We start from the raw sequence: 26,576 nt of genomic DNA on the forward strand, positions 1-26,576 counted from the left end.
ATTGGAATGATAAAGGAAGTACTTCAAAATGGGGCTTTTTAAGAGGAAATCTAATTTTTCATAGAAGTAAAGGTTTTAGATTTATACTCTTGCATTATATATATTGTCTAAAAAATGAAAAAAACCTAAAATTGTGTTAATATATTATTAAATAAAAAACAAATGTCTGCATAGGAAAGACAATCTTTTGATAGACATTTTGGGAAGGGGACATTTTAGGTGGAAGAAAAAGAGTTATCAAGAGGACTAAAAGCACGTCATATTGAATTGATTGCTTTAGGTGGAACAATTGGAGTAGGCTTATTCATGGGATCAGCTAGTACAATAAAATGGGCAGGACCATCAGTACTGTTGGCTTATGGAGTAGCAGGTATTGCAATGTATATAATTATGAGAATTATGGGAGAAATGCTTTATTTAGAACCATTGACAGGTTCCTTTGCAAATTATGCACAGAAATATATAGGACCTTGGGCTGGATATATGACAGCATGGTGCTATTGGTTTATGTGGATAGCTATTTGCTTGTCAGAAGTCACAGCTATAGGTATTTACGTTAATTATTGGTTCCCAGGGTTGCCAACTTGGATTCCTGCATTAATCGGTGTGGTTATTATTGCTGCAGCAAATATGGTTTCAGTTAAGTTTTATGGTGAATTTGAATTTTGGTTTTCCTTGATTAAAGTTGTTACAATTGTAGTTATGATTATAATTGGATTTGGCTTGATTTTCTTTGGAATTGGTAATGATGGTGTAGCCATTGGACTAGAAAATCTCACAGCAAATGGTGGGTTCTTTACTGGTGGATTGAAAGGTTGGTTGTTTGCGTTATGTCTGGTAACAGCATCATATCAAGGGGTAGAACTTATTGGGATCACAGCTGGTGAAGCAGAAGATCCAAAAAATACATTAAGAAAAGCAACTAAAAATGTTATTTGGCGTATATTAATTTTCTATGTTGGGGCTATATTTGTAATTGTAACAATTTATCCATGGAATCAAATTAGTACTCTTGGCAGTCCATTTGTTTTGACTTTTTCTAAGGTTGGAATTGCTGCAGCTGCGGGTATAGTTAATTTTGTAGTTTTGACAGCTGCAATGTCTGGATGTAATAGTGGAATTTATAGTTGTGGCCGTATGCTTTATACATTATCAAAAAATGGACAGGCTCCTAAGTTTTTAGGTAAATTAAATAAAGATGGAGTGCCAGGAAATGCTATTAAAACAACTTTGGCTTGTTTGCTTTTTGGCGTAATTTTAAATTATATTTATCCAAATTCTAAATTATTTGTTTATATATACAGCGCCAGTGTTTTTCCAGGAATGGCTCCATGGATTGTTTTATGTATAAGTCAAATAAAATTTCGAAAAGAGCATGCAGAGGAAATGGCAGCACATCCTTTTAAATCAAAGTTTTTCCCATATGCAAATTATATTGTAGTGGTATATCTTTGTTTAGTTATAATCGGTATGTGCATTAACTCTGATACACAAATGTCATTATTTATTGGAGTTGTGTTTTGTGTAATTATCACTATAGCTTATTTCATTTTTGGCATTTACAAAGGGAATACTCAAAAAGAAGAAAAATTTGAAGGTGAAAAATTATTAAATTAAGATAGGCTAACTATGAATATTCACGATTACTTGGAAGGAGCTTTAATAGTTGCTTGCAGGTAATCGTGATTTTTAGTATTACAAATAATGTAGTTAATCATGAATTCTATAAAATAAGAATTATTATGAAGATTGAGTTATAATAATGTAAAAATATTGAATACAAACTATGTGTTGGAATTCAAAAAATATTTGAAGCATATATAAATTTAAAAATGTTAAAAAATCCATTGAATTACATGGAATAAAGTGTTATGATTGAAAACGTAGACAAGTAAGGAGCATATATTTATGCTTCTTAAAGTTGGTTATAATAAAATAATAACATCTAGCGTGTTACTGATTCGATCAGGCATAAGCATAGGTAATAAAATAAATTAGTATTTGTTTATTATATTACATGTTTTGTACAGTCTTACAAGGTATTATCATATTTTTTATGATTCAATTTGATGTACAAGTAGTGTGATGAAATTTGAACATATATTATTGGGTTTTATTTCACAATGCTCATGCCTTTTGTTTTTGTAACAAATAAAAAATAGGAGGTATAAAAATGGTAGGAATTATTCTTGCTAGTCACGGAGATTTTGCTAAAGGAATTTTACAATCTGGGGCAATGATTTTCGGAGAACAAGAAAACGTAAAAGCTGTTACGTTGATGCCTAGTGAAGGACCTGATGATATTAAAGCAAAAATGAAAGACGCAATAGCATCCTTTGACAACCAAGATGAGGTTTTATTCTTAGTTGATCTTTGGGGTGGTACACCATTCAACCAAGCTAATACTCTATTTGAAGAACATAAAGATAAATGGGCAATAGTAGCTGGTTTGAATCTACCAATGTTGATTGAAGCTTATGGTTCACGTCTTTCAATGGAATCTGCACAGGAAATTGCGGCTTTTATCTTAAATTCAGCTAAAGAAGGAGTTAAAGTTAAGCCTGAAGAGTTGGAACTAGCAGATACTGGTAAAGTTTTGGAAACTTCAGCTAAGCAATCTAATGCAGGTGCACCTGGAACATTTGAATATGTTTTAGCTCGAATTGACTCTCGTTTACTTCATGGGCAAGTAGCAACTGCTTGGACAAAAACTGTAAATCCTACACGAATTATTGTAGTTTCAGATGCAGTAGCTAAAGATGAGCTTCGTAAGAATTTAATAACACAAGCTGCTCCTCCAGGAGTTAAAGCCCATGTTGTTCCAATTGAACATATGATTAAGCTTGCAAAAGATGATCAACATTTTGGTGGACAACGTGCAATGCTTCTTTTTGAAAATCCAAAAGATGTACTTAGAGCGGTAGAAGGCGGAGTACCTTTGAAGACGATTAATATTGGTTCAATGGCTCACTCTATAGGTAAGGTTCAACCAAACAAAGTTCTTGCTTTCAATCAAGAAGACATTGATATATTCAAAAAACTTAAAGAAGCTGGACTTAATTTTGATGTTCGTAAAGTGCCAAATGATTCAAAAGGTAATATGGATGAAATAATTAAAAAAGCACAAGAGGAATTAAATAAACTAAAATAATTTAAATAAAAAAGGAGGATTAATAATCGTGACTTTAAATATAGTTCAAATAATATTAGTCATTATTGTAGCATTTCTAGCTGGTGTAGAAGGTATTTTGGATGAATTCCAATTCCATCAACCAGTAATTGCTTGTACATTAATTGGTTTAGTTACAGGTAATTTAGTACCATGCCTAATCTTAGGTGGTACTCTTCAAATGATTGCTCTAGGTTGGGCAAATATAGGTGCTGCTGTAGCACCTGATGCAGCATTAGCATCTGTTGCATCTGCAATTATTTTAGTTCTTGGAGGACAAGGCAGAGAAGGCGTTTCTTCAGCAATCGCTATTGCTGTTCCTTTAGCAGTTGCAGGACTATTATTAACAATTATTTGTCGTACTATTGCCACAGCATTTGTACATTTTATGGATTCGGCTGCAAAACAAGGAAATCTTAAAGCTATTGAAATGTGGCAAATAGCTGCAATTTGTTTACAAGGGATTCGTATAGCAATTCCAGCAGCATTGATTTTAGCAATTGGTGCTGGGCCAATTCGTTCATTACTTGATTCTATGCCTGCTTGGTTAACAGATGGTTTGGCAATTGGTGGAGGAATGGTTGTAGCTGTTGGTTATGCAATGGTAATCAATATGATGGCTACAAAAGAAGTATGGCCATTCTTTGCAATTGGTTTTGTATTAGCAACTGTTACACAAATTACACTTATAGGATTAGGTGCAATAGGTATAGCGTTAGCTCTTCTTTACTTAGCACTTAGCAAACAAGGTGGCTCAGGTAATGGTGGAGGTTCGAATACAGGTGATCCATTAGGCAATATTATTGATAATTACTAAGAAGGGGGAGAACACGAAAATGTCAAAAGAATTAAAATTAACAAAAAGAGATCGTATTTCTGTTTGGTTCCGTTCATTTTTCCTTCAAGGTTCTTGGAATTATGAAAGAATGCAAAATGGTGGTTGGGCATATGCAATGATCCCTGCAATCAAAAAATTATATAAGACTAAAGAAGATAGGGCAGCTGCATTAGAACGTCACTTAGAGTTTTTTAACACTCATCCATATGTAGCTTCACCAGTTCTTGGTGTAACATTAGCTTTAGAAGAAGAACGTGCAAATGGTATGCCAATTGATGATGTAACTATTCAAGGTGTTAAAGTTGGTATGATGGGACCTTTAGCTGGTATTGGAGATCCAGTTTTCTGGTTTACTGTTAGACCAATCTTAGGAGCATTAGCTGCTTCGCTTGCTATGAGTGGTAATATACTTGGACCAATTATATTTTTCTTTGCTTGGAATATCATCCGTATGGCATTTATGTGGTATACACAAGAGTTTGGTTACAAAGCAGGATCTCGTATTAGTGATGATTTATCAGGTAGTTTATTACAAGATATCACAAAAGGAGCATCTATCCTTGGTATGTTCATTTTAGGATCATTAGTTAATAGATGGGTATCTGTTAAATTTACACCAGTAGTATCATCTGTTAAATTAAGTGATGGTGCCTTCATTGATTGGAGCAAACTTGCTGATGGAGCAAATGGTATTCAACAAGCTCTACAACAACAAGCATCAGGTTTATCATTAACTGATACTAAAGTTACAACACTTCAAAATAACTTGGATTCATTAATTCCTGGACTTGCAGGATTATTAATTACACTTCTTTGTATGTGGTTACTTAAAAAGAAGGTATCTCCAATTGTTATTATTCTTGGATTGTTTATAATTGGAATTGTGTTCCATTTAATTGGCTTAATGTAATATTTTTTTCTTAGCCTAGGCTTTTTAGTCTAGGCTTTTATATATGAAAAATATATAATAAAAATAAATGTGTATATAAGTAGAAAAGAGGTAGATTAGATGGTTCAATCACTCAATACAAAGGTAGATCTAGCAATTGATGCAACATCTTTCACAGGTTTTGCGGATTATGGGAAAATAATGATTGGTGATAAAGGCTTTGAGTTTTATAATTCTCGTGATTTTCGCAAATATATTCAAATTCCTTGGGAAGAGGTTGATTATGTAATTGCATCTGTACTGTTTAAAGGAAAGTGGATTCCAAGATATGCAATAAGGACAAAGAAAAATGGTACGTATACTTTTTCTTCTAAAGAAGCAAAAAAAGTACTTCGTACTGTTCGAAATTATGTTGATTCAGATCATATGGTTTATTCATTAAGTTTTTTTGATGTAGTGAAACGAGCAGTAAAATCGAGATTTAAGAAGAGTTGATAATTAGCTAGAGATAAGCAAAAATACCAACATAGATGGATTTAAATTAAAAATAAAGCTAGATTAGTATTAATATTAATCTAGTTTTTTTTATAACAAAATTAAGGGACTTGCTATTTTCTGTAGTAAGTTCCTTTTCTTTTGTTTGAAATATTTGAAAATTAATTTCACATGGTTAGCAAAAATTTATAAAGTTCTAGTTTGGATTTTTGTGAGTTTTTAAATTGAGTTCAGTAAAATAATCAATAGTAAATTGACGAAATAATTGTGCAGCATTTGGAAGATATCGCTCTGCTGTAAATCCTAGAGATATAACACGTTCACATGTTGGTTCGTTTATATGTAAGAGTTTAATAGAAGAGCCAGTGGTCCCTCCCCAAGAAATTGCAGGAATAAATGCAATACCTTGACCAGCCTTTATTAAACCACGTACTGTTGCAGGGTCATCACTTTCAAAAATGACATTAGGAGTAAATCCAGCATATTTACAGAAAGTATCAGTTATTTCTCTAAGATCTTTGCCACGTTTTAAACTAATGAAATCATCATTTGTAACTTCCGTTAAATTTATACTAGTACGTTTAGAGAGTGGATGATTTAGTGGGACTGCTAAAAAGATTTCTTCAGTTATTAAAGGTATAGTAGTAGTGTTATCAACTCTTTGTAATGAAGAAGATATACATAAGTCAAAATCAGTTGTGGAAACTGAGTTAGAGAAATGTTGAATAAGGTTAAAATTTATATGAGGGTGGTGTTTACGAAATGAAGTTAAAAGATCAGGAATAAGTGGTGATGCAGAAAGAATAACTAGCTTAATATCCCCAAATTCTTTTCCTGATAAATCATTTAATTCATGTTTTCCATTTTCTAAGGCTGTTAATGCTTGGTCAACTCTTCTTAAAAAAGTTTTACCATATTCATTTAAAAATATATATTTTCCTCGGCGATCAAATAATAAAACACCAAGCTCTTTTTCTAAAAGAGAAATTGTCTTACTAAGTGCTGGTTGAGGAATATGAAGTTCTTCTGCTGCATGTGTCATGTGTTCAAGACGAGCTACAGATTGAAAATATTTAAGTTGTAGCAATTCCATAATATCACCCTTTCATACATTAGAATGTATTAATATCATACATAATTATATATTAGACGTTATATATATATCAAGCTTATAATTATAGGCAAGAAGTAAGTAAATTTAGATAATTCGTAAAATATGTTTATGAGATTATGTACTTTTACCAATCTTAATTTATACGATTAGTTATAAAAACGTTACCTGAAGAAAGGGGAATAAATCATGGATAAGTCAACATTAATTAATGGTTCAAATCGTTTGTGGACTACCCGTCGTGATAGAAAAGCACGTCAAATTTCTAAAGTGGAAAAGTTAGTGAATGGACGAGTAATTCCAACAAACAAAATAGTGGAAGCTCTTGAGACGCTTATACAACCTGGTGACCGTGTAGCTTTAGAAGGAAATAATCAAAAACAAGCAAGTTTTCTTTCTAATGCACTTAATCAAGTGGATCCTAATAAAATAAACAATCTACACATGGTTATGTCAAGTGTGTCTAGACCAGAGCATCTTGATATTTTTGAAAAAGGAATCGCTAAATTATTAGATTTTTCCTATGCAGGACCACAAAGTCTTAGAATGGCCCAAATGATTGAGGATGGAACAGTGAATGTTAGTTCAATTCACACCTATCTTGAATTATATGGAAGATTATTTATTGATCTTACGCCAAATATAGCTTTAATTGCTGCAGATAAGGCAGATGCACAAGGAAATCTTTATACTGGACCAAATACAGAAGAAACTCCAACTATTGTTGAAGCTACAGCCTTTCGTGATGGAATTGTTATAGCACAAGTTAATGAGTTAGTTGATGAGGTTCCTAGAGTAGATATACCTGGTTCATGGGTGGACTTTGTTGTTGTATCTGATAAGCCATATCAATTAGAAGCATTATTTACTAGAGATCCTAGACAAATTAGTGAAATGCATGTTCTTATGGGGATGATGGCTATTAGAGGAATATATGAACGTCATAATATACAATCACTTAATCATGGAGTAGGTTTTAATACAGCAGCAATTGAATTACTTCTTCCTACATATGGAGAGTCGCTTGGTCTTAAGGGCAAGATATGCAAAAATTGGGTTCTTAATCCTCATCCGACTTTAATTCCAGCTATAGAAAGTGGATGGGTAGAAGGTATTCACTGCTTTGGTGGGGAATTGGGAATGGAAAAATATGTTGCAGCAAGACCAGATATATTTTTCACAGGTAAAGATGGAAGTTTAAGATCAAATCGTGCAATGTGTCAGGTAGCTGGTCAATATGCAGTAGACGCATTTGTAGGATCAACACTTCAGATGGATGCTTGTGGTAATTCATCAACAGTTACTCTTGGAAGACTTGCAGGTTATGGTGGAGCACCTAATATGGGAGCAGATCCACATGGAAGAAGACATTCTTCAGATGCTTGGTTAAACATGATTACAGGAGAAAGTGATATTCAGCGTGGTAGAAAGCTAGTTATACAGATGGTTGAAACTTTCCAACAAGGTAATAAACCTGTATTTGTAGATTCTTTAGATGCCATCAAAGTTGGAAAGGATGCTAAATTACCAATAGCACCAGTTATGGTATATGGTGACGATGTAACACATGTAGTAACAGAAGAAGGAATTGCTTATTTATATAAAGCTCAAAATGAGGAGGAACGTAAACAAGCATTAGCTGCTATCGCAGGAGTAACTCCACTTGGTAAAGGAAGCAGTGCAGAAATTACTAATAAATTAAGAAAAGAAGGAATAGTTGCATTCCCAGAAGATCTTAAGATAAAACGTACAGATGCAAAACGTTCACTGCTTGCGGCAAAGAGTATTGATGATCTTGTAGATTGGTCAGGAGGGTTATATGAACCACCTGCTAAATTTAGAAGTTGGTAAGTACATTATAAATTTTAATAGAAAAAATTAAAAAATTAAGATTTGGAGGTAGCTAGATATGGAAAAATTAACCTTTGAATATTCAGCAACTAAATCTGTACCTAAACGTGCATATGTTGGAGTGGTTGGTTCTGGTGATTTAGAAATTTTGTTAGAACCACTTGAAGAAAAAAAGGCTTATGTTGTAGTAAGAACTAGATTTGATGGATTCGGACAAATATGGAAGGATATATTAGATAAATTCTTTAGAGATAATAATATTGCAGCAAAGATTGAAATTAATGACTTTGGTGCAACACCAGGTATGGTTACATTAAGATTATTACAAGCTTTGGAGGTGAGCAATGATGATAAAACTCAAAAATAGTTTTGTAGAATTAAAAGCTCGTGAACGTGCAAAAGCAATACTTGATGAAGGTACTTTTAGGGAGTTACTCGGACCATTTGAAAGAATTGAATCACCACATTTAGAACCACAAGGCATTGTACCTGAATGTGATGATGGAGTAGTAGTAGCACGTGGAACAATTTGTAATGAAAGAACTGTTGTTATTTCAATAGAAGGTGCCTTCCAAGGTGGAGGTATTGGTGAAGTTTCAGGAGCTAAAATTGCTGGAGCATTAGAAAGAGCTGTTAAAGATAATGAAGAAGGAATAAAGACTAATACAGTAATAGTACATGATAGTGGTGGAGTTAGACTTCAAGAAGCCAACTATGGACTTATGTCTATTTCTGAAATTCAGTCAGCAATTGTTGCATTACGTAATTATGTACCTGTAATAGGTGTTGTACCAGGAAAGATAGGATGTTTTGGTGGAATGTCTATGACAGCAGGTTTATTTAGTAAAATCATTATTACTCGTGAGGGAAGAATGACATTAAATGGACCAGAAGTTATTGAGCAGGAAGCAGGCGTAGCTGAATTTGATTCTAGTGATAAGAAACTTATATGGGATACAACAGGTGGAGCACAACGTCAAGCTATAGGACTTGCAGATGTGCTTGTAGATGATGATATAACTACTATTGTTGAAGCTGTTAAGGCTGCAGTTAAAGAAGGAAAACCTTCTACTCTTAGAAGCAAACAGATAGATTTATTTTTATCACGTCTTGAGAAGATTGATCCGTCTAAAGCAATAGGACCAATGGATGTTCGTAAAATGTGGACAAATGATGAAATTTCAAAAGAAGCTAAAAATGTGAAGGTAGAAGAATCTGCAAAAACTGAAAAGGTAATGAGCAGAGGAAGATTATGGTTTGAAAAATTGACAGGTATATCAGACATAAAAGTAGGAAATGTAGAGTCAGTATTATATGCTGATGTTGAATTAGATGGCGAAAATGTTAGATATATAGCAGTTGTACCTAATCCAAATAACCGTTTTCCAAGAGCTAGAAAAGGAGAAGTTGGTTTAGAAGAAGGTTGGACTATTGCTAAATATGTAAGAGAAGCAATGGAAGAAGATGCAGATAAAGAAAAGAAGCGTCCAATAATTGCAGTTGTAGATGTACCAAGCCAAGCTTATGGGTATAAAGAAGAATTACTTGGTATATTCCAGTCTTGTGCAGGTGCTGTTGATGCATATGCCTCAGCAAGATATGCAGGACATCCAATTATTTCTTTATTAGTTGGACCAGCTATATCAGGTGCATTTTTAACACATGGATATCAAGCAAATAGAATTATTGCATTAGATGATCCAGGAGTATTAGTTCACGCAATGTCAAAGCAATCTGCAGCTAGAATAACTAAACGTACTGTAGAAGAGTTAGATGAAGCAGCTAAAAAAGTCCCTTCTATGGCTTACGATATTAAGTCATATTCAACTTTAGGAGCTCTTGAAGAGTTAGTGAGTGGAATTGATGCAGAAGCGCCAAAAGTAGAAGATATTGAAACTATTAAAGAAAAATTAACCAAAGCAATAGAAGTTACTCGTGCTTCTGGAGTTAAAGATTTAAGCAATCGTCTTACTTCAGAAAAAGCTATTACAGGAAGAGCTGCTGGAATTAAAGTACGTAATAGGTTAAAAGAAGAATGGAATTAAGGGTTAATGATTTATTAAAGATTAAAACAGTAAATGATCTAATTGTAGATTTTAGAGACATTACTTGGATTGATAAGGCAGTGAAGCGAGCACCATTAGTAGTGGTGCGTCGCGCACCCCTAATAAATGACATGGTTCCAGTAGGAATACGTGGTGATAATAGAAGTCAAAGATTAGCTGCAGCAGTATCATATAGTAATATAATTGAAGTCATAACACCTGAACAATTGGTTGAAGGAAAGTTATGGAGATTTAATAAGCATATCAGTGGAACTGAAATGTTAAAAACACTTGAATCTGTGGATAATATTTTCAAAAGTTATAACATAATTTGGGGACCTACAGGAAGTGTTGGTTTTGAATTAGCAAGTGGAATTGAAACTATAACTAATGCTAGTGATTTAGACATCATAGTTAGGACACCTGAAATTTTACCAATTTGTATAGCTAAAGATATTACAAAAGAATTATTAGAAATGCCTATGAAGATAGACGTCCAGCTTGAAACATCAAAGGGAAGCATATCTTTAGTGGAGTATGCAAGAGGTAATGGAAACGTTTTACTTAGAACTATTAATGGACCAAAGTTAGTTAAAAATCCATGGTCTGATGAACAGATGGAGGGATAGTATGAGTGTAGCTTTTTTATTTCCAGGTCAAGGTTCACAGCATCCCAATATGCTTCATGAATTACCAAAGCATATTGAAGTTGAAAGGACTATTGAAGAGGCAAGTAAAGTATTAGGAAGAAATGCATTTGAATTAGATACTAAAGAAGCTCTTATGTCAACTGTTTCAGTTCAACTTTCCTTACTTATTTCAGGGGTTGCCATGGCAAGAGTATTAAAATCAGAAGGAGCAGTTCCTGATATAGTAGCAGGACATTCAGTAGGATCATTTTCAGCAGCAGTTGTATCTGGGGCATTAGAATTTTCAGATGCAGTTTCAATAGTTGAACTTAGAGGAAAGCTCATGGAAAAGAGTTATTCTAGAAATTATGGTATGGGAGTTATTGTTGGACTTGATGAAATGCGTATAAATCTACTAGTAAATCAAGTGAATACAGAAAATTCCCCAGTTTATATTGCTAATTTAAATACATATGATCAGATAACAATTGCAGGTCTAATATCAGCAATTGAAAAAGTATTTGTATTAGCACGATCTATGGGAGCTCATATGACTAAAATTTTAAATGTAAGTGTCCCTTCTCATTGCAAACTTCTAGAAGGTGTTTCTAAGGAAATGGCAGAGAAAATATCAAATACAACATTAAAATTGCCTAAAGCATTATTTGTTGGTAATTGCAGAGCAAGAGTGCTGCGAAAAGTAGAAGAGATAGGACAAGATCTTTCAAATGGAGTTGCAAATACAGTTAGATGGCATGATTCTACTACATTAATGTATGAACGAGGTGTTAGATTATTTGTGGAACTTGGGCCAGGGGAAACTCTTATTAATATGGCCCAAAAAGAGTTCTTAGATGCTAGATGTATTTCAGCATTAAATAGTGGAATTGAATCTACATGTATCCTTATAAAACGTGAAAGAGAAGGATAAAATTTAAGGGGATGAAGTTAATGTTAAATGATAAAAGTGAATATAGTAACGGTTTAAGAGAAGCATTAAGTAAAAAAACATCAGAACCTGATATAATGAAAGTTTTTGCTGTTCTAGCAGTTATGTGGCATGGAATTTTAGGAGTAATGATGAAGCAAAACTTACAAGTTGGCCAACAGGTAGAATCTGTTATTATACTTGATTTCTTAAAATATTCTGCACCATTCTTTATTTTTGCTATATGTTTTGATATATGTAAAATAAGAAATGTACCATATAAGACACAATTGACTCACAAAATTAAAGAATTATTAGTTCCATATTTTTGTTGGTCAACTATTTACATATTAATGAATATTTCTGATTATAAAAGTATTGGAAATTTTGTAGAAGGATATCTTTTAGGTACAAATGCTCCTCACACATGGTATTTAGTTATGATGTTTCAATTTCATATATTGGTACCAGTTCTTTGGTATTTATATGCTAAACTTACATCAGATAAAAAGAAAGCATATCCTGTTTTAATTGGAGGATTCATATTCTATATACTATTTGTATTTTTTTATCAAAATTATATTTTCAATGTAACAACAAATAAAGCTTTAATTTATTTAGACCGTTCATTTATTGGATTCAGTATTTATGCTATTCTTGGAACAGTTGCTTCAGCTAATTATGAAAAGTGGAATAAATTTGTTTCAAAAACAAAACTAATTGCTATTCCATTGTTATTTATAGCATTTAATATTGCAAATAATGAGATATTTTCAAATGGATTCTCTAATATTGATTTAGCCAATGCGATTTATTTAAAACCTTCAATATTTATATATAATATGTTTGCTATAATAATAGTTTATGGTATTGCATTAGCATTAATAAAAAATAGTTCTAGAACATTGCCTTTTTTTAGATTTTTATCACAATATGCATATAGAGCATATTTAGCTAATTTCTTTGTAATAACTATTTTGATAAAGGTTATGGGAGTAGCAGGAGAAATCATGCCATATAATTTACGATTAATTTTATTATGGATAATGACAGCAGTTTTCTCTTTTACTATAGTGTATACAATAGAATTTATCTTTAAATATTTACCAAAGATATTTAAAAGTAAGGAAAAAGATATAAAAGATGATGAAGTTTTAGTAAGTTTAAGATAGGTTATGTTAGAAATTATAACTTCCAATTATATTAAAATAATTTATGGAGAAATAGTATGGGAAAAAGAGATGTAGTTAAATTAAATGAAATAGCATTAACAATTAGTAGTTTTGCAATGCAGGCAATGTTATATGAAATAACTTGCGCTCCGTCTCCAGGGTTGGTATCACCAGTATCTAATGGAGCACATAAAGATATGAATTATTTTACTTTTATTGATAGCACTGCAGTATTTAGTAAATATTTAGCTTTATTTGTGCAAGAAGGTTATAGTCATAGATGCTGCAAGGAAATTTTTAAAAGTATAAGAGCTATTGGAGTAGAAGCTGAAAAAGATATGTTTACTAAAACAAAAGGAATAAATACTCATAAAGGAATGTTATTTCTAATGGGAATTGCGTGTGCAGCTACAGGAAAAGCTATGTATGAAGAAAAGTCATTTTATGAAATACATAGTATTATAAAAGAAATGACAGAAGGCATAGTGGATAAAGAGTTACTATCTTTAAACGATGAGTCTAAACTATCACATGGTGAAAAACTATATTTAAAATATAAGAATGAAGGCGTGAGAGGTGAAGTAGAGAGAGGAATTCCAACAGTTTTTGATTACTCTTTAAAACTTTACAAAGAAAATTCGAATTTAAATTTAAATGATAGGTTGGTTCATACTTTAATTGAAATAATGGTTGTTTGTAATGATACTACCATTATTCATAGGCATAATCCACCAATATTAGAAGAAGTAAAAAGAAAAGCAAAGAATATAATTGATCTTGGCGGAATGAATACTGTTGAAGGCAGGGAAAAAATAAATGAATTGAGCATAGAGTTTATAGAAAAAAACATAAGTCCTGGTGGAAGTGCAGATTTACTTGCAATAACAGTATTTTTTTATTTAGTTGAGGAATACATATTAACTTTATAAAGTTAAATAGAATAGAAGTGTCCCTAATGCTTTTGGATTAGGGGCATTTTTTAGTTAAAGTATAATTCATATTTATAAAATAATGAAGTTTATTTTATATTTAAAATTAAATTTAAATAAGAAAAATACGATAATAAAATATAGTATGATTCTTTATTTTAATGAGGAGAAGAGAGATGAAAAACATAAAACTAAAGATAATATCCTTAATATTTATTTTTGTAAGTTTATTTTTAATCTTTAATGTAAAACCTGCTATTGCAACTACAACAGGAATAGATGCAAATGGTTTTACTTGGCAATCTGATGATGGAGTAACATATTCAATAACAGGTTATAATGGTGGCAATACTAATATTACAATTCCTAGTTCAATAGATGGACATAGTGTTACAACCATAGGAAGTAATGCTTTTAAAAACAAATCACTGACAAGTGTAATAATTCCAAATACTATTACAAGTATAGGGGATTTTGCATTTTATTATTGTTCATCACTTACAAATATATCAATGCCAAATAGTATAATCAATATAGGTGATAGTGCATTTGCATATTGTATATCACTTCAGAATATAACACTTCCAACCAATCTTATTAGTATAGGAAATTCTACTTTTCAAGATTGTAAAGCAATTACAGGAATAACAATTCCAAATACTGTTACAAGCATTGGAACCTATGCATTTTTTGAATGCATTTCTCTTACAAATATAGCAATACCAAATAGTGTTACATACATTGGTGAGGGTGCATTTAAGGATTGTAAATCTCTTAGAACCGCAGTAATGCCTGATAGTGTAACAAGTATAGGAAATTATTTGTTTTATAACTGTCAACTTTTATCAAATGTAAGATTGTCAAATAATCTTATGGATACTGGCAATTTTATATTTTACAATTGTTTCTCTCTTACAGGTGTTGTACTTCCAAGTAATCTTACCGATATTGGGAATAGTGCATTCGAAAATTGTACAGCTCTTACAAATATAACAATCCCAAATGGTGTCATAAAAATAGGATATAGAGCTTTCATTATGTGTAAAGTTCTTCAAAACATAACAATCCCAAACACTGTTAAAATAATAGATTTTAATGCATTTGCCCATTGTTATGCTTTTACCAATATAATAATTCCAAGCAGTGCTACAAGTATTGGAGATTATGCTTTTTATTATTGTACATCTTTAACAGAAGTGACTATTCCACAAAGCGTTAGTAGCATAGGATTTCTAACGTTTAATAGTTGCAATACAGATTTTAAAATAAAGGGAGTTGGAGGATCTTATGCACAGATCTATGCAGGGAGTAACTCTATAACATTCCAAGAAATGTTTGAGGCATATGACATTAATAAAGATGGAATTGTAAGTATACTAGATGTAGCATTAGTTGCTAATGGTTACAATACTAGAAATACAGGATATAATTGGAACTCAAGCCTTGATTTCAATAAAGATGGCATAATTGATATATTTGATTTAGTATTAATATCTAAAAAAATATGATATAATCATTTAGGATAAAAATTTACATTTAGTCAGTTCGAAAGCCTCCTGACTTAAAACAAAACTACGGTTAAATAATTTAAGAAGTATAAAGATTTTATTTAATAAAATCTTTTATTTTTGTTGAGTTTATTTATCGTAGGATTTTTCCTGCGATTTTTTTATGTGGATTTTAAATAAATTATATAAAATATTGATTTTCAATATAATTAACGAAATGGAGGCAGTTATATGAATAATGATAAGATGGTACAAAGGCTTGTTAAAACAGCTATTATTGCAGCACTTTATGCAGTTATAACACTTGTTTTAGCTCCAATTAGCTATGGACCTATACAGTTTAGAGTGTCAGAAATAATGGTTTTATTAGCATTTTTTGATCCTTTTTATATTGTTGGACTTACTTTAGGATGTTTTATTTCTAATATGTTAGGACCAAATGGAATAATGGATATTATATTTGGTACAGTAGCAACATTTATTAGTGTTTATGCTATATATCTCACAGGAAAATTTGTAAATAATAAAAATCTTTCTCTGATAATAGCATCACTTTGGCCTACTATTTTTAATGGATTAATAGTTGGATGGATGCTTAATTATCTCTATCAACTTCCACTTTTACTATCAATTGCAGAAGTTGCTATTGGAGAGTTTGTTATTGTAACTATAGTTGGAGTACCAGTAGTAAACTTAGTGAAAAATAAATTTTACAAAACATTATTTTTCAAATAACAAATTATATAATTTAAAATATTTTAGAACTATTTTATCGTATTTATAAGAAAATGATTATTTAGATATGATAAAAATAGTTCTTTTTTATTTTACTAGAATACAGATTTAAGGAAATTAAGCCTTTTTTAGAGAAGCTTTCTATAATAAAATCTTTATTTATTTACCAAATCCTTAAGTTATGGACAATATATATTTATATACAATATAATTAAATCTGATTTATAGAAAGGAATATGTATAATGAATAATAATATGGAAATGGATTATGAAAATAAGGTAGATAAAGAAATTGAGAATCGTATTAATTTAATGGAAAGTGAGAATCATTTATTTGCTAAAAGATTTAGTAGATTAGATTATATAACTACAGTAGTGGTGGTATTTATATGTATAATCATACTTATTATTGGAGCTTATTTATAACATAGGAGGAATTTTAAAATGGATAATAATGTAGATAAACAGATGGAAAGAGAAGCTGTATTTGGAATTATTCCTGTATTGCAAAATGAAAAAATATACGGCTTTCTAGATGCATTTTTAATATTATCAGGATATTGCATTGCTACATGGAGTTATACTCAAGGAACATATCTTACAACACTTGTTGGGTTTAAACAATTACTTATAGGAGCATTTATTGGTGCAATACTTATGCTTGTAATATATCAACTTCCTGTTATTCTATCTGTCAGATATGGAATTGATATATGGATATGGTTACGTTCGGTTTTTGGAATAAGTGGGGTAAAAATAATGGCATTAATAATTATAGTTATTAATTATCCTTGGTATGCTGTTTGTGCTGATTTGTTTGCATCATCTATGACTAATTTGGCTGAAATTTTTGGAATTTCCTTGCCTCCATTTATTCACGTAATTTTGGCAATATCATGTGTAATTATAGGTACTTTAATTGCATATAAAGGTATAGGAACAATCACTTGGGCAACTCGTATACTTGTACCACTTCTTCTTGCTGCAGGCGTAATGGTTGTTGTTATAGGGTTTACATCAGTGCCAGCTCATATAATATGGGATTATAAACCTCAAAACACAGGATATTCAAACAATATTATTCCATACATTATTTCTATTGAAGCAAATTTTGCATTTGTAATTACTCTTGTAGGTGGAATGGCAGGAGTTCCTAGGCTTACAAAGAATGAAAGAGCTGGATATTGGGCAGGTGTACTTGGACAAGGCGTATCTGGTTCATTTTTCGTTGTTGTAGGAGCAGTAATGTCTATTGCTATGCAATATGCAGTAGGAAAGACTACAAATGATCCTACCACAATGATTGCAACATTATCAGTTCCAGCACTTGCATTTGCTTCATTGTTATTAGTTGCATTTGCCAATATAGGTACACAGGCAGTTGGTTCATATATATATGGAGTAATGCTTAAGTCGTCATTTAGAAAAGCTAAATATAATGTAATAATTGTAATTCTAGCTGTATATGTAATCATACTTTGTATATGGGGAAGAATAATACAATTTTTTGGGCCTTTCTTAACTATAAGTGCTTCTGTTTATGCCCCTTTAGCTGCACTTCTGTTTGTTGATTTCTTTTTTGTACGCAAACAGAAAATTTCACTTCGTTCTGCTTTTAATTTAAAAGGATATTGTGCATATAAGTATACCAAAGGTATAAATTGGGTTGGTTTTCTGTGTGTTGTAGTTGGTATTGGAATGTCACTAATAATTTATAATCCTGTAACAGCAGAAGTACATAATATGTTTCTATTTCATTTTACCCCTACAGGATTTTCATTTTTTACATCAGGAGCGTTATATTATGGGTTAAGCAGAATTCCATGTATAAATAGATATCTTTTGCAAGACAGAAATGAAATTACAATATAGTAATGAGGTTATTGATATGAGAAGAAAAAAGAAAATAGTAACAACACCATTTGATAGAAATAAGATTCCACCAAAGCAAAATCTATTGGCAATGATGCTTTTTTGGCCATATTGTTGGTTTACTACAAAAAAAGCAAAACTAAAAATAAATAAAGTTGGAATGAAAAAATTAAAACCACCCTATTTAGTACTTTGTAATCATCATTCTTTTATGGATTTCTGTATAACACCACTAACTATATTTCCCCATAGAGCTAATTATATATCAGAACTTGAAGGTTTTGAATGTTATGGAGAGTGGAAATATCGCCAAATAGGATGTCTTGGAACAAGAAAATTTGTAAATGATATAGCACTTATTAAAAATATGAAAAAAGTTATAGATAGAAAAGGAATTATGGTTTATTATCCTGAAGCGAGATATGCAAACGTAGGAACCAGTTCTAAGATTCCTGAAGCTGTAGGAAAACTTGCAAAAATGTTAAAGGTTCCTGTTGTAGTATTAAATATGAAAGGGAATTATTTGCAATCGCCTATATGGAATACTACAATCCGAAAAGAAGCAAAACTTGAAGCTACAATTACACAAATATTTACAAAAGAAGAATTGGCTGAAACATCAATAGATGGCGTTAATAGAAAGATACAGGAGTATTTAACTTATGATGAATATAAATGGCAGTATGAAACGAAACAGAAAATTACTTATGAAAAAAGAGCAGAAGGAATAGAATGTGCATTATATCAATGTCCAGTATGTAGTAGTAAATTTCAAATGGAAACAGAAAATGCTGATATATTCTGCAAAAGATGTGGGAGTAGATGGCATATGACACAGTATGGGGAAATGGAAAGGAGAGATGGACATTTATCAAAAGTAGTAGATAATACAATTGATTTCTCACATATTCCTAATTGGTATGAATGGCAACGAAAACAGGTAATAAAAGAAATAGAAGAAGGTAATTACTTTCAACATGATATAAATGGTTTTTCACTTGAATTTAAAGATTATGGTGAAAATGAAATTAATACATTAAAATTTTCACCAATTACTATGTATTCTGTTCATACAGAATACAATTATAGAGGAAAAGGTCAATGTATAACTCTCTCAACATTAGATAACACTTACTTTTTGTATCCTCTTGAAGAAGGATTTAATGCTACAAGAATTCAGTTTGCAACAGAATATTTATATGAAAAAGCTAAAAACAGTATTTATACATAGCTAATATGAAAAATAGTATTTGAATTATTAGCTAAAGTTTAAAAGTATTATAGATATACTCTAAATATACGAAAAAACAAAGAAAAAATTGTTGTGCTCAATTGTAATTGACAAAATGTGACCTTTGAGGTAAAATTCTTGATGGCTTGGAAAATAGAATTACAAGGGGGATAATAATGAAGAAAGTACTAAGTATTATGTGTTTATTACTTACAACTACATTCTTTATAGGATGTGGAAAGGCAATTAAACCAGAAGATACAAATAATGAACAAAATGTAGAAGATACTAGTGAAACTAAAAAAGAAGAGAGTTCAGTTCCAAAATCAGATGATCTTTATAGTTTTGAAATAGTTTTAAATGGACAATCATATAAACTTCCAGCAGATTACTCTGAGTTTGAAAAGAATGGTTGGAGTTTCAAGGATAATATAGGGGATAAAAAACTTGCTCCAAACCAATATACTCTTACAAATGTTATGAAAAATGGAGACAAGCAAATATATGCTAGCGTAGTTAATACAGGAAAAGATGAATTGCCATTAAATAAGTGTAAAGTTGGTGGCATTAATTTAGATAGTTTTATGCTTAAAGATGGAGCAACACTTGTATTACCAAAAGGAATTAGTTTTAGTTCAACAAAAGATGATGTAATAAAAGCTTATGGAAATCCAACAAGAACTAGTGAACAAGATACAAGTACTTATATGTATTATGAAGTAGATTCATATCAAAAAGTAGAAATTAACATAGATAAAAAATCAGGGAAAGTTTCTAGGATAGAATTGCAAAATTTAAATGATAAATCAGCTTCAGATTCTAAGAGTTCAGATAGTAGTAGTGGAGAAGTTCCTGAAAGTGTGAAAAGTTATAAAGCTCCAACTGAACTTACTGATGATATAGGAAGCTTTAATGTAAAGTATGATGGAGTGTTATATCATATGCCAGCTCCATTTTCTGAATTTGAGAAAAATGGATGGTCTTTTCAAGATGTACCAAAAGGAGATATCTCTGCAAGAGAATTTCAAAATGGAATTGTTTTAAGGAAGGGTAATCAAACCATTAGAACTGCTGTTTTTAATAATTCAGGTAAATCTACTAATGCAAAAAATTGTTTTATAACACAAGTTATTGGTGATGATTATACATCAAATTTTCCTATTGAATTGCCTAAGGGAATAAAAGTTGGATCAACTAGAGAAGAGGTACAAGCTGCTTATTCAGGAGCAAATATTAAAAAGGGAGATAGCGCTTCATTAGAATATTATACTTATACTAAACAAACTCTAGAAGAAGTTCAGATAATAGTTAATAAACAAACAGGAAAGGTTTCAAAAATATCTGTACAATATGTTCCAGGAAAAGAAGATTATAAATAAATAGATATAATTCATAGCTCACAAAAATTTAGAATTTAGATTTTTGTGGGTTTCTTTTTTGGTAAATATAGTATTGAAGGTAAATCCTTAAATTGACATATGTAAAGGATTAAAATAGAATAGTAGTAAATTAACTAAGAGGGAATATATGGAATAAAAGAAGTCTTAAACTATTATATGAGAGGTGAGCTTATGTATACAAAAATTGATTTAAGTGGGATATGGAAATTTCAATTAGATGAAAAAAAGCAAGGACTAAAGAAATTATTAAATGATACAATTACACTTCCAGGGACAACATCTAATGCTAGAAAAGGTAAGAAAAATCAAAGTGTTGAGATTGGATATTTGACAGATGAATATAAATTTGAGGGACATGCTTGGTTTTCAAGAGAAATTGAAGTTAATTATGATATTGATAATAAGAACTGTTTTCTATATTTAGAAAGAACTCGTATTACAACTATATGGATAAATAATATTAAAGTAGGAACACAAAACAGCTTATGTACTCCACATATTTATAATATTACAAATTATTTATTAAAGGGTAAGAATAAAATTATTATACTTGTTGATAACACAGATTATCCTACCAAAGGGGGACATTTAACATCTCCAGATACACAAACAAATTGGAATGGTATTACAGGAAAAATAGAACTACAAATCTTTAATAAAACATATATAGATGATGTTCAAGTTTATACTGATATAAGAGATAAGTCAGTAACAATAAAAGCAAAAGTTATTGGAAATGATAATGGGATTTTATCAGTTTCAGCAGTAAGCTTTAATAGTAAAAATAAACATAGAGCAGAAAAAAAACTAATTGATTTTGATTCTAATGATATTTCTGTAAAATATTTTTTAGGTGATGAAGCATTACTTTGGAGTGAATATGAACCAAACTTGTATAAGTTGAATCTTGAAATTATAATTGATGGTTTATCTATTGATGCAAAAGAATTAATATTTGGTATATGTGAGTTTAAAGCTGCTGGAGATAAATTTGAGGTAAATGGCAGAAAAACTTTTCTACGAGGAAAGCATGATGGATTAATTTTTCCTATTACTGGATTTGCCCCAACAAATGTTGATGAATGGATAGACATATTAAAAATTTCAAAATCCTATGGGATAAATCATTATCGTTTCCATACTTGCTGTCCACCTCAAGCGGCTTTTTTAGCTGCTGATATACTTGGAGTTTATATGGAGCCAGAGCTCCCATTTTGGGGAACAATTACTGATGAAGGAGATGAAAATCATAATCAAGCTGAACAAGATTTCTTAATTCAAGAGGGGTATTCTATTCTAAAAAGTTTTGGGAACCATCCTTCATTTGTTATGATGTCTCTAGGAAATGAACTTTGGGGAAGTAAGGATAGATTAAATACTATTTTAAAAAATTATAAGAGTTTTGACAATCGCCATCTTTATACTCAAGGTTCAAATAACTTTCAGTTTACTCCTGTAATTTTGGAAAATGAAGATTTCTTTTGTGGTGTAAGATTTTCAAGGGAACGTCTTATTAGAGGATCTTATGCTATGTGCGATGCTCCACTTGGGCATGTTCAAACAGATGAGCCAAGTACTTTGAAAGATTATGATGAAAGTATTTTTCCAACTGCTGTTGAAAACAATAAACATACTGGTGGAGATATTATGGAGATTCAATTTGGTACTGGAGTAAAGAGTGTAAAAACAACTGCTAGTAACAATCAGCTTATTCCAAGTATTCCTGTAGTTTCTCATGAAATTGGACAATATGCAACTTTCCCTAATTTTGAGGAAATAAAAAAATATAAGGGATCATTAAAGGCAAAAAACTTTGAAACTTTTAAAAAGCGTCTTGAAGAAAAAGGATTAGGGCATTTAGCAGAAAAATATTTTAAGGCTTCAGGAAAGCTTGCTGTTAGTTGCTATAAAGAAGAATTAGAGGCAGCGTTTCGTTCAAGGAAGTTAAGCGGATTTCAGATTTTAGATATTCAAGATTTCACTGGACAAGGAACAGCTTTAGTAGGAATTCTTGATGCTTTTATGGATTCTAAAGGTTTAATTTCACCAGAAGAATGGCGTAGTTTTTGTTCAGATGCTGTTCTTTTAGCAAGATTTTGCAAGTTTAATTATTTAGAAAAAGAAAATTTTAGTGCTCATATTGAGTTAAGTTATTATAGTAATATTAAATTGAAAAATATTAAACTGTTGTGGAAGTTAAAAGATAGTATGGATATATATGAAGAAGGAGAAGCTTTTGTTTCAAATATTAGTGATGAAAATTATATTGATATTTGTGATATAAGTTTTAAAATGCCAAAAGTAGAGGTTATGAAGAAGTTTACTCTATTACTTGAACTTGAAGGAACTGATATCAAGAAAAGTTATGATTTGTGGGTTTATCCTGAGACGATTTTTATTGATAAATCAGGTTTAAATATATTTAATGAATTATCTGAAAAGGCAATTTCATTACTTGATAATGGTGAAAATGTATTGCTATTTCCAAAGCTAGATAATTTAATAAATTCTATTGAAGGTTTTTATGCTTCAGATTTTTGGTGTTATCCAATGTTTAGGTCAATTTCTGAGAGCATGAACCGTGAAGTGCCAATTGGAACAATGGGGTTACTTATAGATAATACTCATCCTATTTTTATGGACTTTCTTTGTGAGGAGTATTCTACTTATCAATGGTGGAGTATTGTTTCAAATTCACGTTCGGTTATACTTGATAGAATATCCGAAAAGCTTAATCCTATGGTTCAAACTATTGATAATTTTGAGAGAAATCATAAGCTTGGAATGTTGTTTGAATGTAATGTTTTAAATGGCAAGTTATTAGTGTGTACTTGTAACTTTGAAAAAATAGTAGATAAGCCAGAGGGAAAGCAATTCTTGTTTAGTATTTTAAATTATGCATCTTCCGCAAAATTTAAACCAGATGTAGATATTGATATTTTTGATATAAAAAAATCTCTTTTTCATTAGAATGTAGATGTGGAATTACAAAAAAAATAGGACAAACTATTTTGATGATAGTTTGTCCTACTTTTTGTGTTAAGGTGTTATACCATTAACATTTATTCCTTTAACATAGAAACATATTCTATTATTAGGTGAATAATCTTTTGTATTTAATGAATAATCATTAAACCTATTATATAATCTCCAATTTGAATTATAAATTCTGCCTTGGATTTCAATTTCATCTCCTGGCATAAAGATTTTTCCATCATCATTAAATGAAAGTGTCATAGCTGTATTGCCAGAGCTGTCTAAGGAAAAATCACCTTTGATGTTATTTGGCATGTATCTATTATTAACTGCAAGGTAATCACAAGCAAATATATTTTTAGTGTTCTCATCACTTGTGAAGAAATACATTAACTTCATATCTGAAAATCTAATTTTTTTGTTAGATATATTTTTTATCTTTATTCTAGGATAAAGAGTGTTATTATATTGTGCTTGTTGATTTGCATCTTCAGATAAAAGTGTAAAGTCGTTGCTAGTTATTTCGTTATCATCTTTAGTTTCTAAGTTAGGTTCAGTACCATAAACTTTAGTATTATCATAGTAAACAGATATTCTATCATTTTTAGAATAGTACCAAGTATTTAATGAATAATCATTAAATCTATTGTATATTTTCCAGTTTGGATCATGAATTCTTCCTTGAATTTCTAATTCTTGTCCAGGCTTTAATTTCCTGTTACTTTGGAATGAAATAGTTAAAGCAGTATTTCCAGCGTTATCTCTAGCAAAATTGCCTTTTACACTTTCTGTTACTGGACACCAATTTAAACCAGCCCAATCACAGTCAAATATACTTTCTCCATTTCCTTCATTTGTAAAGAAATATTTTATTTGCATATCTGAAAGATTTATATCTTTATTTGATACATTCCTTATTTTTATTCTTGGATAAAGTGTATTATTAAATTCACACATTTGCCAATCATCTCTTGATAATACTTGTATATCCTTATCTGATAATTCTGGACCCTTTTTTACAGAAAAAGTTTTTTCTATTGTAGTGCTAAGACCAGCATAGTCAGTAACAGTAACATTTACTTTATAAGTACCAAGTTTATCAAGAATAAAATCTGTATCATTTGTGATAACTTTTCCAGTAGTTTCATCTGGTTTAAAGACAACCATCTTTTCATTGGCAATACCAGAAAGATTATCAGATGATTTATAAGTTGGTAGTACACTACCAAGGTTATATTCATTAGCTAGATTCATTTCTATAGTTGGAGCAGTTTTATCTATTTTTACATAAGCTGTTTTTATTTTTTCAGTATTTCCAGAAACATCAACTGAATAAAATGTTATCTTATGAATACCTTCTTCTGTAACAGTGAAAGAAGTACCTTCAAGATAATCAGAGTCATCAATAGAATAGAATGTTTTAGCAACACCACTTCCATTATCAACAGCTGCTAAATCAACATCTACATTATCTTTATGCCATTCACAATCTATATTTGAAGTAGTAACAGGAGCCGTTTTATCTGTTGTCACATAAGTTGTTTTTGTTTCTTCAATATTTCCAGCATTATCAACAGAATAGAATGTTATCTTATGGGCACCCTCTCCAGTAATATTGAAAGAAGTACCTTCAATATAATCAGCTCCATCAATAGAGTAGAAAGTTTTAGCAACACCACTTTCAGAATCAGTAGCTGTTAAGTTTACTAACATAGAATCTTTATTGCAGTGTGGATTTATACCTATATAACCATTAAATGTGAAATTGAACCATGCTATATTGATATATCCTTCAAACATACAATTAAATCCTGAAAACATCATAGGACATCCTTTGAATTTATCAGTATAACTTTTTGATACATTTGAAGTAGTAACAGGAGCAATTTTATCAATTTTCACATATGAAGTTTTTTCAGTTTCAGTATTTCCAGCATTATCAACAGAATAGAATGTTATCTTATGAGTACCTGCTTCTGTAACTGTGAAAGAAGTACCTTCAGTATAGTTAGCACCATCAATGGAATAGAATGTTTTTGCAACACCACTTTCAGAATCAGTAGCTGTTAGATTAACTGATACATCATTTTTAGTCCATTCTTCAGATGTATTTGAAGTTGTTGTAGGAGCTAATTTATCTTCACTAAGCTCTATTGTTTTTGCATTTTCAGCATTTCCAGCTAAATCAATAGAGTAGAAGGATACTTTATGAGTCCCTTCACCAGTGATAGAGAAAGAAGTACCTTCTGTGTATTCAGAACCATCAATAGAGTAAAAAGTCTTAGCAACACCACTTCCATTATCAGTAGCAGTTAAATTAACTGTTGCATTATCTTTAAACCAACCATCAGCTACATTAGAAGTAGTTACTGGAGCAGTTTTATCTTGCTTAACTTCAACAGTTTTAGGTTCTTCAGAGTTACCAGCTAAATCAACAGAGTAGAAGGATACTTTATGAGTTCCTTCACCAGTGATAGAGAAAGAAGTACCTTCAGTGTATTCAGAACCATCAATAGAGTAGAAAGTCTTAGCAACACCACTTCCATTATCAGTAGCAGTTAAATTAACTGTTGCATCATCTTTAGACCAACCATCATATACATTAGAAGTAGTTACTGGAGCAGTCTTATCTTGCTTAACTTCAACAGTTTTAGGTTCTTCAGAGTTACCAGCTAAATCAACAGAGTAGAAGGATATTTTATGAATTCCTTCACTAGTAACAGAGAAAGAAGTACCTTCAGTGTATTCAGAACCATCAATAGAGTAGAAAGTCTTAGCAACACCACTTCCATTATCAG

21 protein-coding genes are annotated in these 26,576 nt (G+C 30.9%); 19 read left to right on the forward strand and 2 right to left on the reverse strand.

Annotated elements, in window-relative coordinates; translation table 11 throughout:
- The first annotated feature begins 219 nt into the window (after positions 1–219).
- The 5 genes from NNC19_RS09085 (at position 220) to NNC19_RS09105 (ending at position 5,391) form a co-directional block, all read left to right on the forward strand.
- Positions 220–1,617, forward strand: coding sequence for an amino acid permease (locus NNC19_RS09085; RefSeq protein WP_310938319.1), 1,398 nt, complete (start codon positions 220–222; stop codon positions 1,615–1,617).
- A gap of 556 nt (positions 1,618–2,173) precedes the next feature.
- A complete protein-coding gene (locus NNC19_RS09090; protein WP_310938320.1) occupies positions 2,174–3,151 on the forward strand; it encodes a mannose/fructose/sorbose PTS transporter subunit IIA in 978 nt (325 codons plus the stop codon).
- 28 nt (positions 3,152–3,179) lie between these two features.
- Positions 3,180–3,986, forward strand: a complete 807-nt coding sequence (locus NNC19_RS09095; protein ID WP_310938321.1) for a PTS mannose/fructose/sorbose transporter subunit IIC — start codon at positions 3,180–3,182, stop codon at positions 3,984–3,986.
- Positions 3,987–4,005: 19 nt separating this feature from the next.
- Positions 4,006–4,917 (forward strand): PTS system mannose/fructose/sorbose family transporter subunit IID, encoded by a 912-nt coding sequence (locus NNC19_RS09100; RefSeq protein WP_310938322.1) that lies wholly within the window; start codon positions 4,006–4,008, stop codon positions 4,915–4,917.
- A 99-nt stretch (positions 4,918–5,016) separates the two neighbouring features.
- Entirely contained in the window at positions 5,017–5,391 is a 375-nt protein-coding gene (locus tag NNC19_RS09105) for a DUF956 family protein (RefSeq protein WP_310938323.1), read from the forward strand.
- Between the two features lie 196 nt (positions 5,392–5,587).
- Here the strand turns inward: NNC19_RS09105 and NNC19_RS09110 are convergent, their stop codons facing one another.
- A complete protein-coding gene (locus NNC19_RS09110) occupies positions 5,588–6,484 on the reverse strand; it encodes a LysR family transcriptional regulator (protein ID WP_310938324.1) in 897 nt (298 codons plus the stop codon).
- 207 nt (positions 6,485–6,691) lie between these two features.
- Between NNC19_RS09110 and mdcA the strand changes: the two genes are divergently transcribed.
- The 14 genes from mdcA (at position 6,692) to NNC19_RS09180 (ending at position 23,772) form a co-directional block, all read left to right on the forward strand.
- On the forward strand, positions 6,692–8,353 hold the full coding sequence (mdcA, locus tag NNC19_RS09115; protein WP_310938325.1) for a malonate decarboxylase subunit alpha: 1,662 nt from the start codon (positions 6,692–6,694) through the stop codon (positions 8,351–8,353).
- A gap of 58 nt (positions 8,354–8,411) precedes the next feature.
- On the forward strand, positions 8,412–8,720 hold the full coding sequence (locus NNC19_RS09120; protein WP_310938326.1) for a malonate decarboxylase subunit delta: 309 nt from the start codon (positions 8,412–8,414) through the stop codon (positions 8,718–8,720).
- On the forward strand, positions 8,698–10,398 hold the full coding sequence (mdcD, locus tag NNC19_RS09125) for a biotin-independent malonate decarboxylase subunit beta (RefSeq protein WP_310938327.1): 1,701 nt from the start codon (positions 8,698–8,700) through the stop codon (positions 10,396–10,398). Before NNC19_RS09120 ends, mdcD begins: the two co-directional genes overlap by 23 nt.
- A complete protein-coding gene (locus NNC19_RS09130; protein ID WP_310938328.1) occupies positions 10,389–11,027 on the forward strand; it encodes a malonate decarboxylase holo-ACP synthase in 639 nt (212 codons plus the stop codon). The genes mdcD and NNC19_RS09130 overlap by 10 nt, the downstream gene beginning before the upstream one ends.
- Position 11,028: 1 nt before the next feature.
- Positions 11,029–11,958 (forward strand): malonate decarboxylase subunit epsilon, encoded by a 930-nt coding sequence (locus NNC19_RS09135; RefSeq protein WP_310938329.1) that lies wholly within the window; start codon positions 11,029–11,031, stop codon positions 11,956–11,958.
- A gap of 20 nt (positions 11,959–11,978) precedes the next feature.
- Entirely contained in the window at positions 11,979–13,127 is a 1,149-nt protein-coding gene (locus tag NNC19_RS09140; protein WP_310938330.1) for an acyltransferase, read from the forward strand.
- A 56-nt stretch (positions 13,128–13,183) separates the two neighbouring features.
- On the forward strand, positions 13,184–14,056 hold the full coding sequence (gene citG, locus NNC19_RS09145; protein ID WP_310938331.1) for a triphosphoribosyl-dephospho-CoA synthase CitG: 873 nt from the start codon (positions 13,184–13,186) through the stop codon (positions 14,054–14,056).
- Positions 14,057–14,232: 176 nt separating this feature from the next.
- Positions 14,233–15,564 carry a leucine-rich repeat protein gene (locus NNC19_RS09150; RefSeq protein WP_310938332.1) on the forward strand — a complete coding sequence of 444 codons (1,332 nt, stop codon included), beginning with the start codon at positions 14,233–14,235 and terminating at the stop codon, positions 15,562–15,564.
- A gap of 231 nt (positions 15,565–15,795) precedes the next feature.
- Positions 15,796–16,299, forward strand: a complete 504-nt coding sequence (locus tag NNC19_RS09155; RefSeq protein ID WP_310938333.1) for a QueT transporter family protein — start codon at positions 15,796–15,798, stop codon at positions 16,297–16,299.
- Between the two features lie 243 nt (positions 16,300–16,542).
- A complete protein-coding gene (locus NNC19_RS09160) occupies positions 16,543–16,725 on the forward strand; it encodes a hypothetical protein (RefSeq protein ID WP_310938334.1) in 183 nt (60 codons plus the stop codon).
- A gap of 18 nt (positions 16,726–16,743) precedes the next feature.
- Positions 16,744–18,171, forward strand: a complete 1,428-nt coding sequence (locus NNC19_RS09165; protein ID WP_310938335.1) for a cytosine permease — start codon at positions 16,744–16,746, stop codon at positions 18,169–18,171.
- A 16-nt stretch (positions 18,172–18,187) separates the two neighbouring features.
- Positions 18,188–19,402, forward strand: coding sequence for a hypothetical protein (locus NNC19_RS09170; RefSeq protein ID WP_310938336.1), 1,215 nt, complete (start codon positions 18,188–18,190; stop codon positions 19,400–19,402).
- 176 nt (positions 19,403–19,578) lie between these two features.
- A complete protein-coding gene (locus NNC19_RS09175) occupies positions 19,579–20,781 on the forward strand; it encodes a hypothetical protein (RefSeq protein WP_310938337.1) in 1,203 nt (400 codons plus the stop codon).
- Positions 20,782–20,973: 192 nt separating this feature from the next.
- Positions 20,974–23,772 carry a sugar-binding domain-containing protein gene (locus NNC19_RS09180; RefSeq protein WP_310938338.1) on the forward strand — a complete coding sequence of 933 codons (2,799 nt, stop codon included), beginning with the start codon at positions 20,974–20,976 and terminating at the stop codon, positions 23,770–23,772.
- Positions 23,773–23,841: 69 nt separating this feature from the next.
- Here NNC19_RS09180 and NNC19_RS09185 read toward each other — a convergent pair.
- Positions 23,842–26,576 (reverse strand): OmpL47-type beta-barrel domain-containing protein (locus NNC19_RS09185; RefSeq protein WP_310938339.1); only part of this gene is annotated, 2,735 nt, incomplete at its 5' end.

It is taken from the genome of Clostridium sp. SHJSY1, assembly GCF_031626875.1.
Lineage (GTDB): Bacteria > Bacillota > Clostridia > Clostridiales > Clostridiaceae > Clostridium.

What these genes read in the sequence shown, in the direction of transcription:
- NNC19_RS09090 (WP_310938320.1), top strand. Translation starts at nt 2,174, where the DNA reads ATGGTAGGAATTATTCTTGCTAGTCACGGAGATTTTGCTAAAGGAATT.
- NNC19_RS09100 (WP_310938322.1), top strand. Translation starts at nt 4,006, where the DNA reads ATGTCAAAAGAATTAAAATTAACAAAAAGAGATCGTATTTCTGTTTGG.
- NNC19_RS09105 (WP_310938323.1), top strand. Translation starts at nt 5,017, where the DNA reads ATGGTTCAATCACTCAATACAAAGGTAGATCTAGCAATTGATGCAACA.
- NNC19_RS09110 (WP_310938324.1), bottom strand. Translation starts at nt 6,484, where the DNA reads ATGGAATTGCTACAACTTAAATATTTTCAATCTGTAGCTCGTCTTGAA.
- mdcA (WP_310938325.1), top strand. Translation starts at nt 6,692, where the DNA reads ATGGATAAGTCAACATTAATTAATGGTTCAAATCGTTTGTGGACTACC.
- NNC19_RS09120 (WP_310938326.1), top strand. Translation starts at nt 8,412, where the DNA reads ATGGAAAAATTAACCTTTGAATATTCAGCAACTAAATCTGTACCTAAA.
- mdcD (WP_310938327.1), top strand. Translation starts at nt 8,698, where the DNA reads ATGATGATAAAACTCAAAAATAGTTTTGTAGAATTAAAAGCTCGTGAA.
- NNC19_RS09130 (WP_310938328.1), top strand. Translation starts at nt 10,389, where the DNA reads ATGGAATTAAGGGTTAATGATTTATTAAAGATTAAAACAGTAAATGAT.
- NNC19_RS09135 (WP_310938329.1), top strand. Translation starts at nt 11,029, where the DNA reads ATGAGTGTAGCTTTTTTATTTCCAGGTCAAGGTTCACAGCATCCCAAT.
- NNC19_RS09140 (WP_310938330.1), top strand. Translation starts at nt 11,979, where the DNA reads ATGTTAAATGATAAAAGTGAATATAGTAACGGTTTAAGAGAAGCATTA.
- citG (WP_310938331.1), top strand. Translation starts at nt 13,184, where the DNA reads ATGGGAAAAAGAGATGTAGTTAAATTAAATGAAATAGCATTAACAATT.
- NNC19_RS09150 (WP_310938332.1), top strand. Translation starts at nt 14,233, where the DNA reads ATGAAAAACATAAAACTAAAGATAATATCCTTAATATTTATTTTTGTA.
- NNC19_RS09155 (WP_310938333.1), top strand. Translation starts at nt 15,796, where the DNA reads ATGAATAATGATAAGATGGTACAAAGGCTTGTTAAAACAGCTATTATT.
- NNC19_RS09160 (WP_310938334.1), top strand. Translation starts at nt 16,543, where the DNA reads ATGAATAATAATATGGAAATGGATTATGAAAATAAGGTAGATAAAGAA.
- NNC19_RS09165 (WP_310938335.1), top strand. Translation starts at nt 16,744, where the DNA reads ATGGATAATAATGTAGATAAACAGATGGAAAGAGAAGCTGTATTTGGA.
- NNC19_RS09170 (WP_310938336.1), top strand. Translation starts at nt 18,188, where the DNA reads ATGAGAAGAAAAAAGAAAATAGTAACAACACCATTTGATAGAAATAAG.
- NNC19_RS09175 (WP_310938337.1), top strand. Translation starts at nt 19,579, where the DNA reads ATGAAGAAAGTACTAAGTATTATGTGTTTATTACTTACAACTACATTC.
- NNC19_RS09180 (WP_310938338.1), top strand. Translation starts at nt 20,974, where the DNA reads ATGTATACAAAAATTGATTTAAGTGGGATATGGAAATTTCAATTAGAT.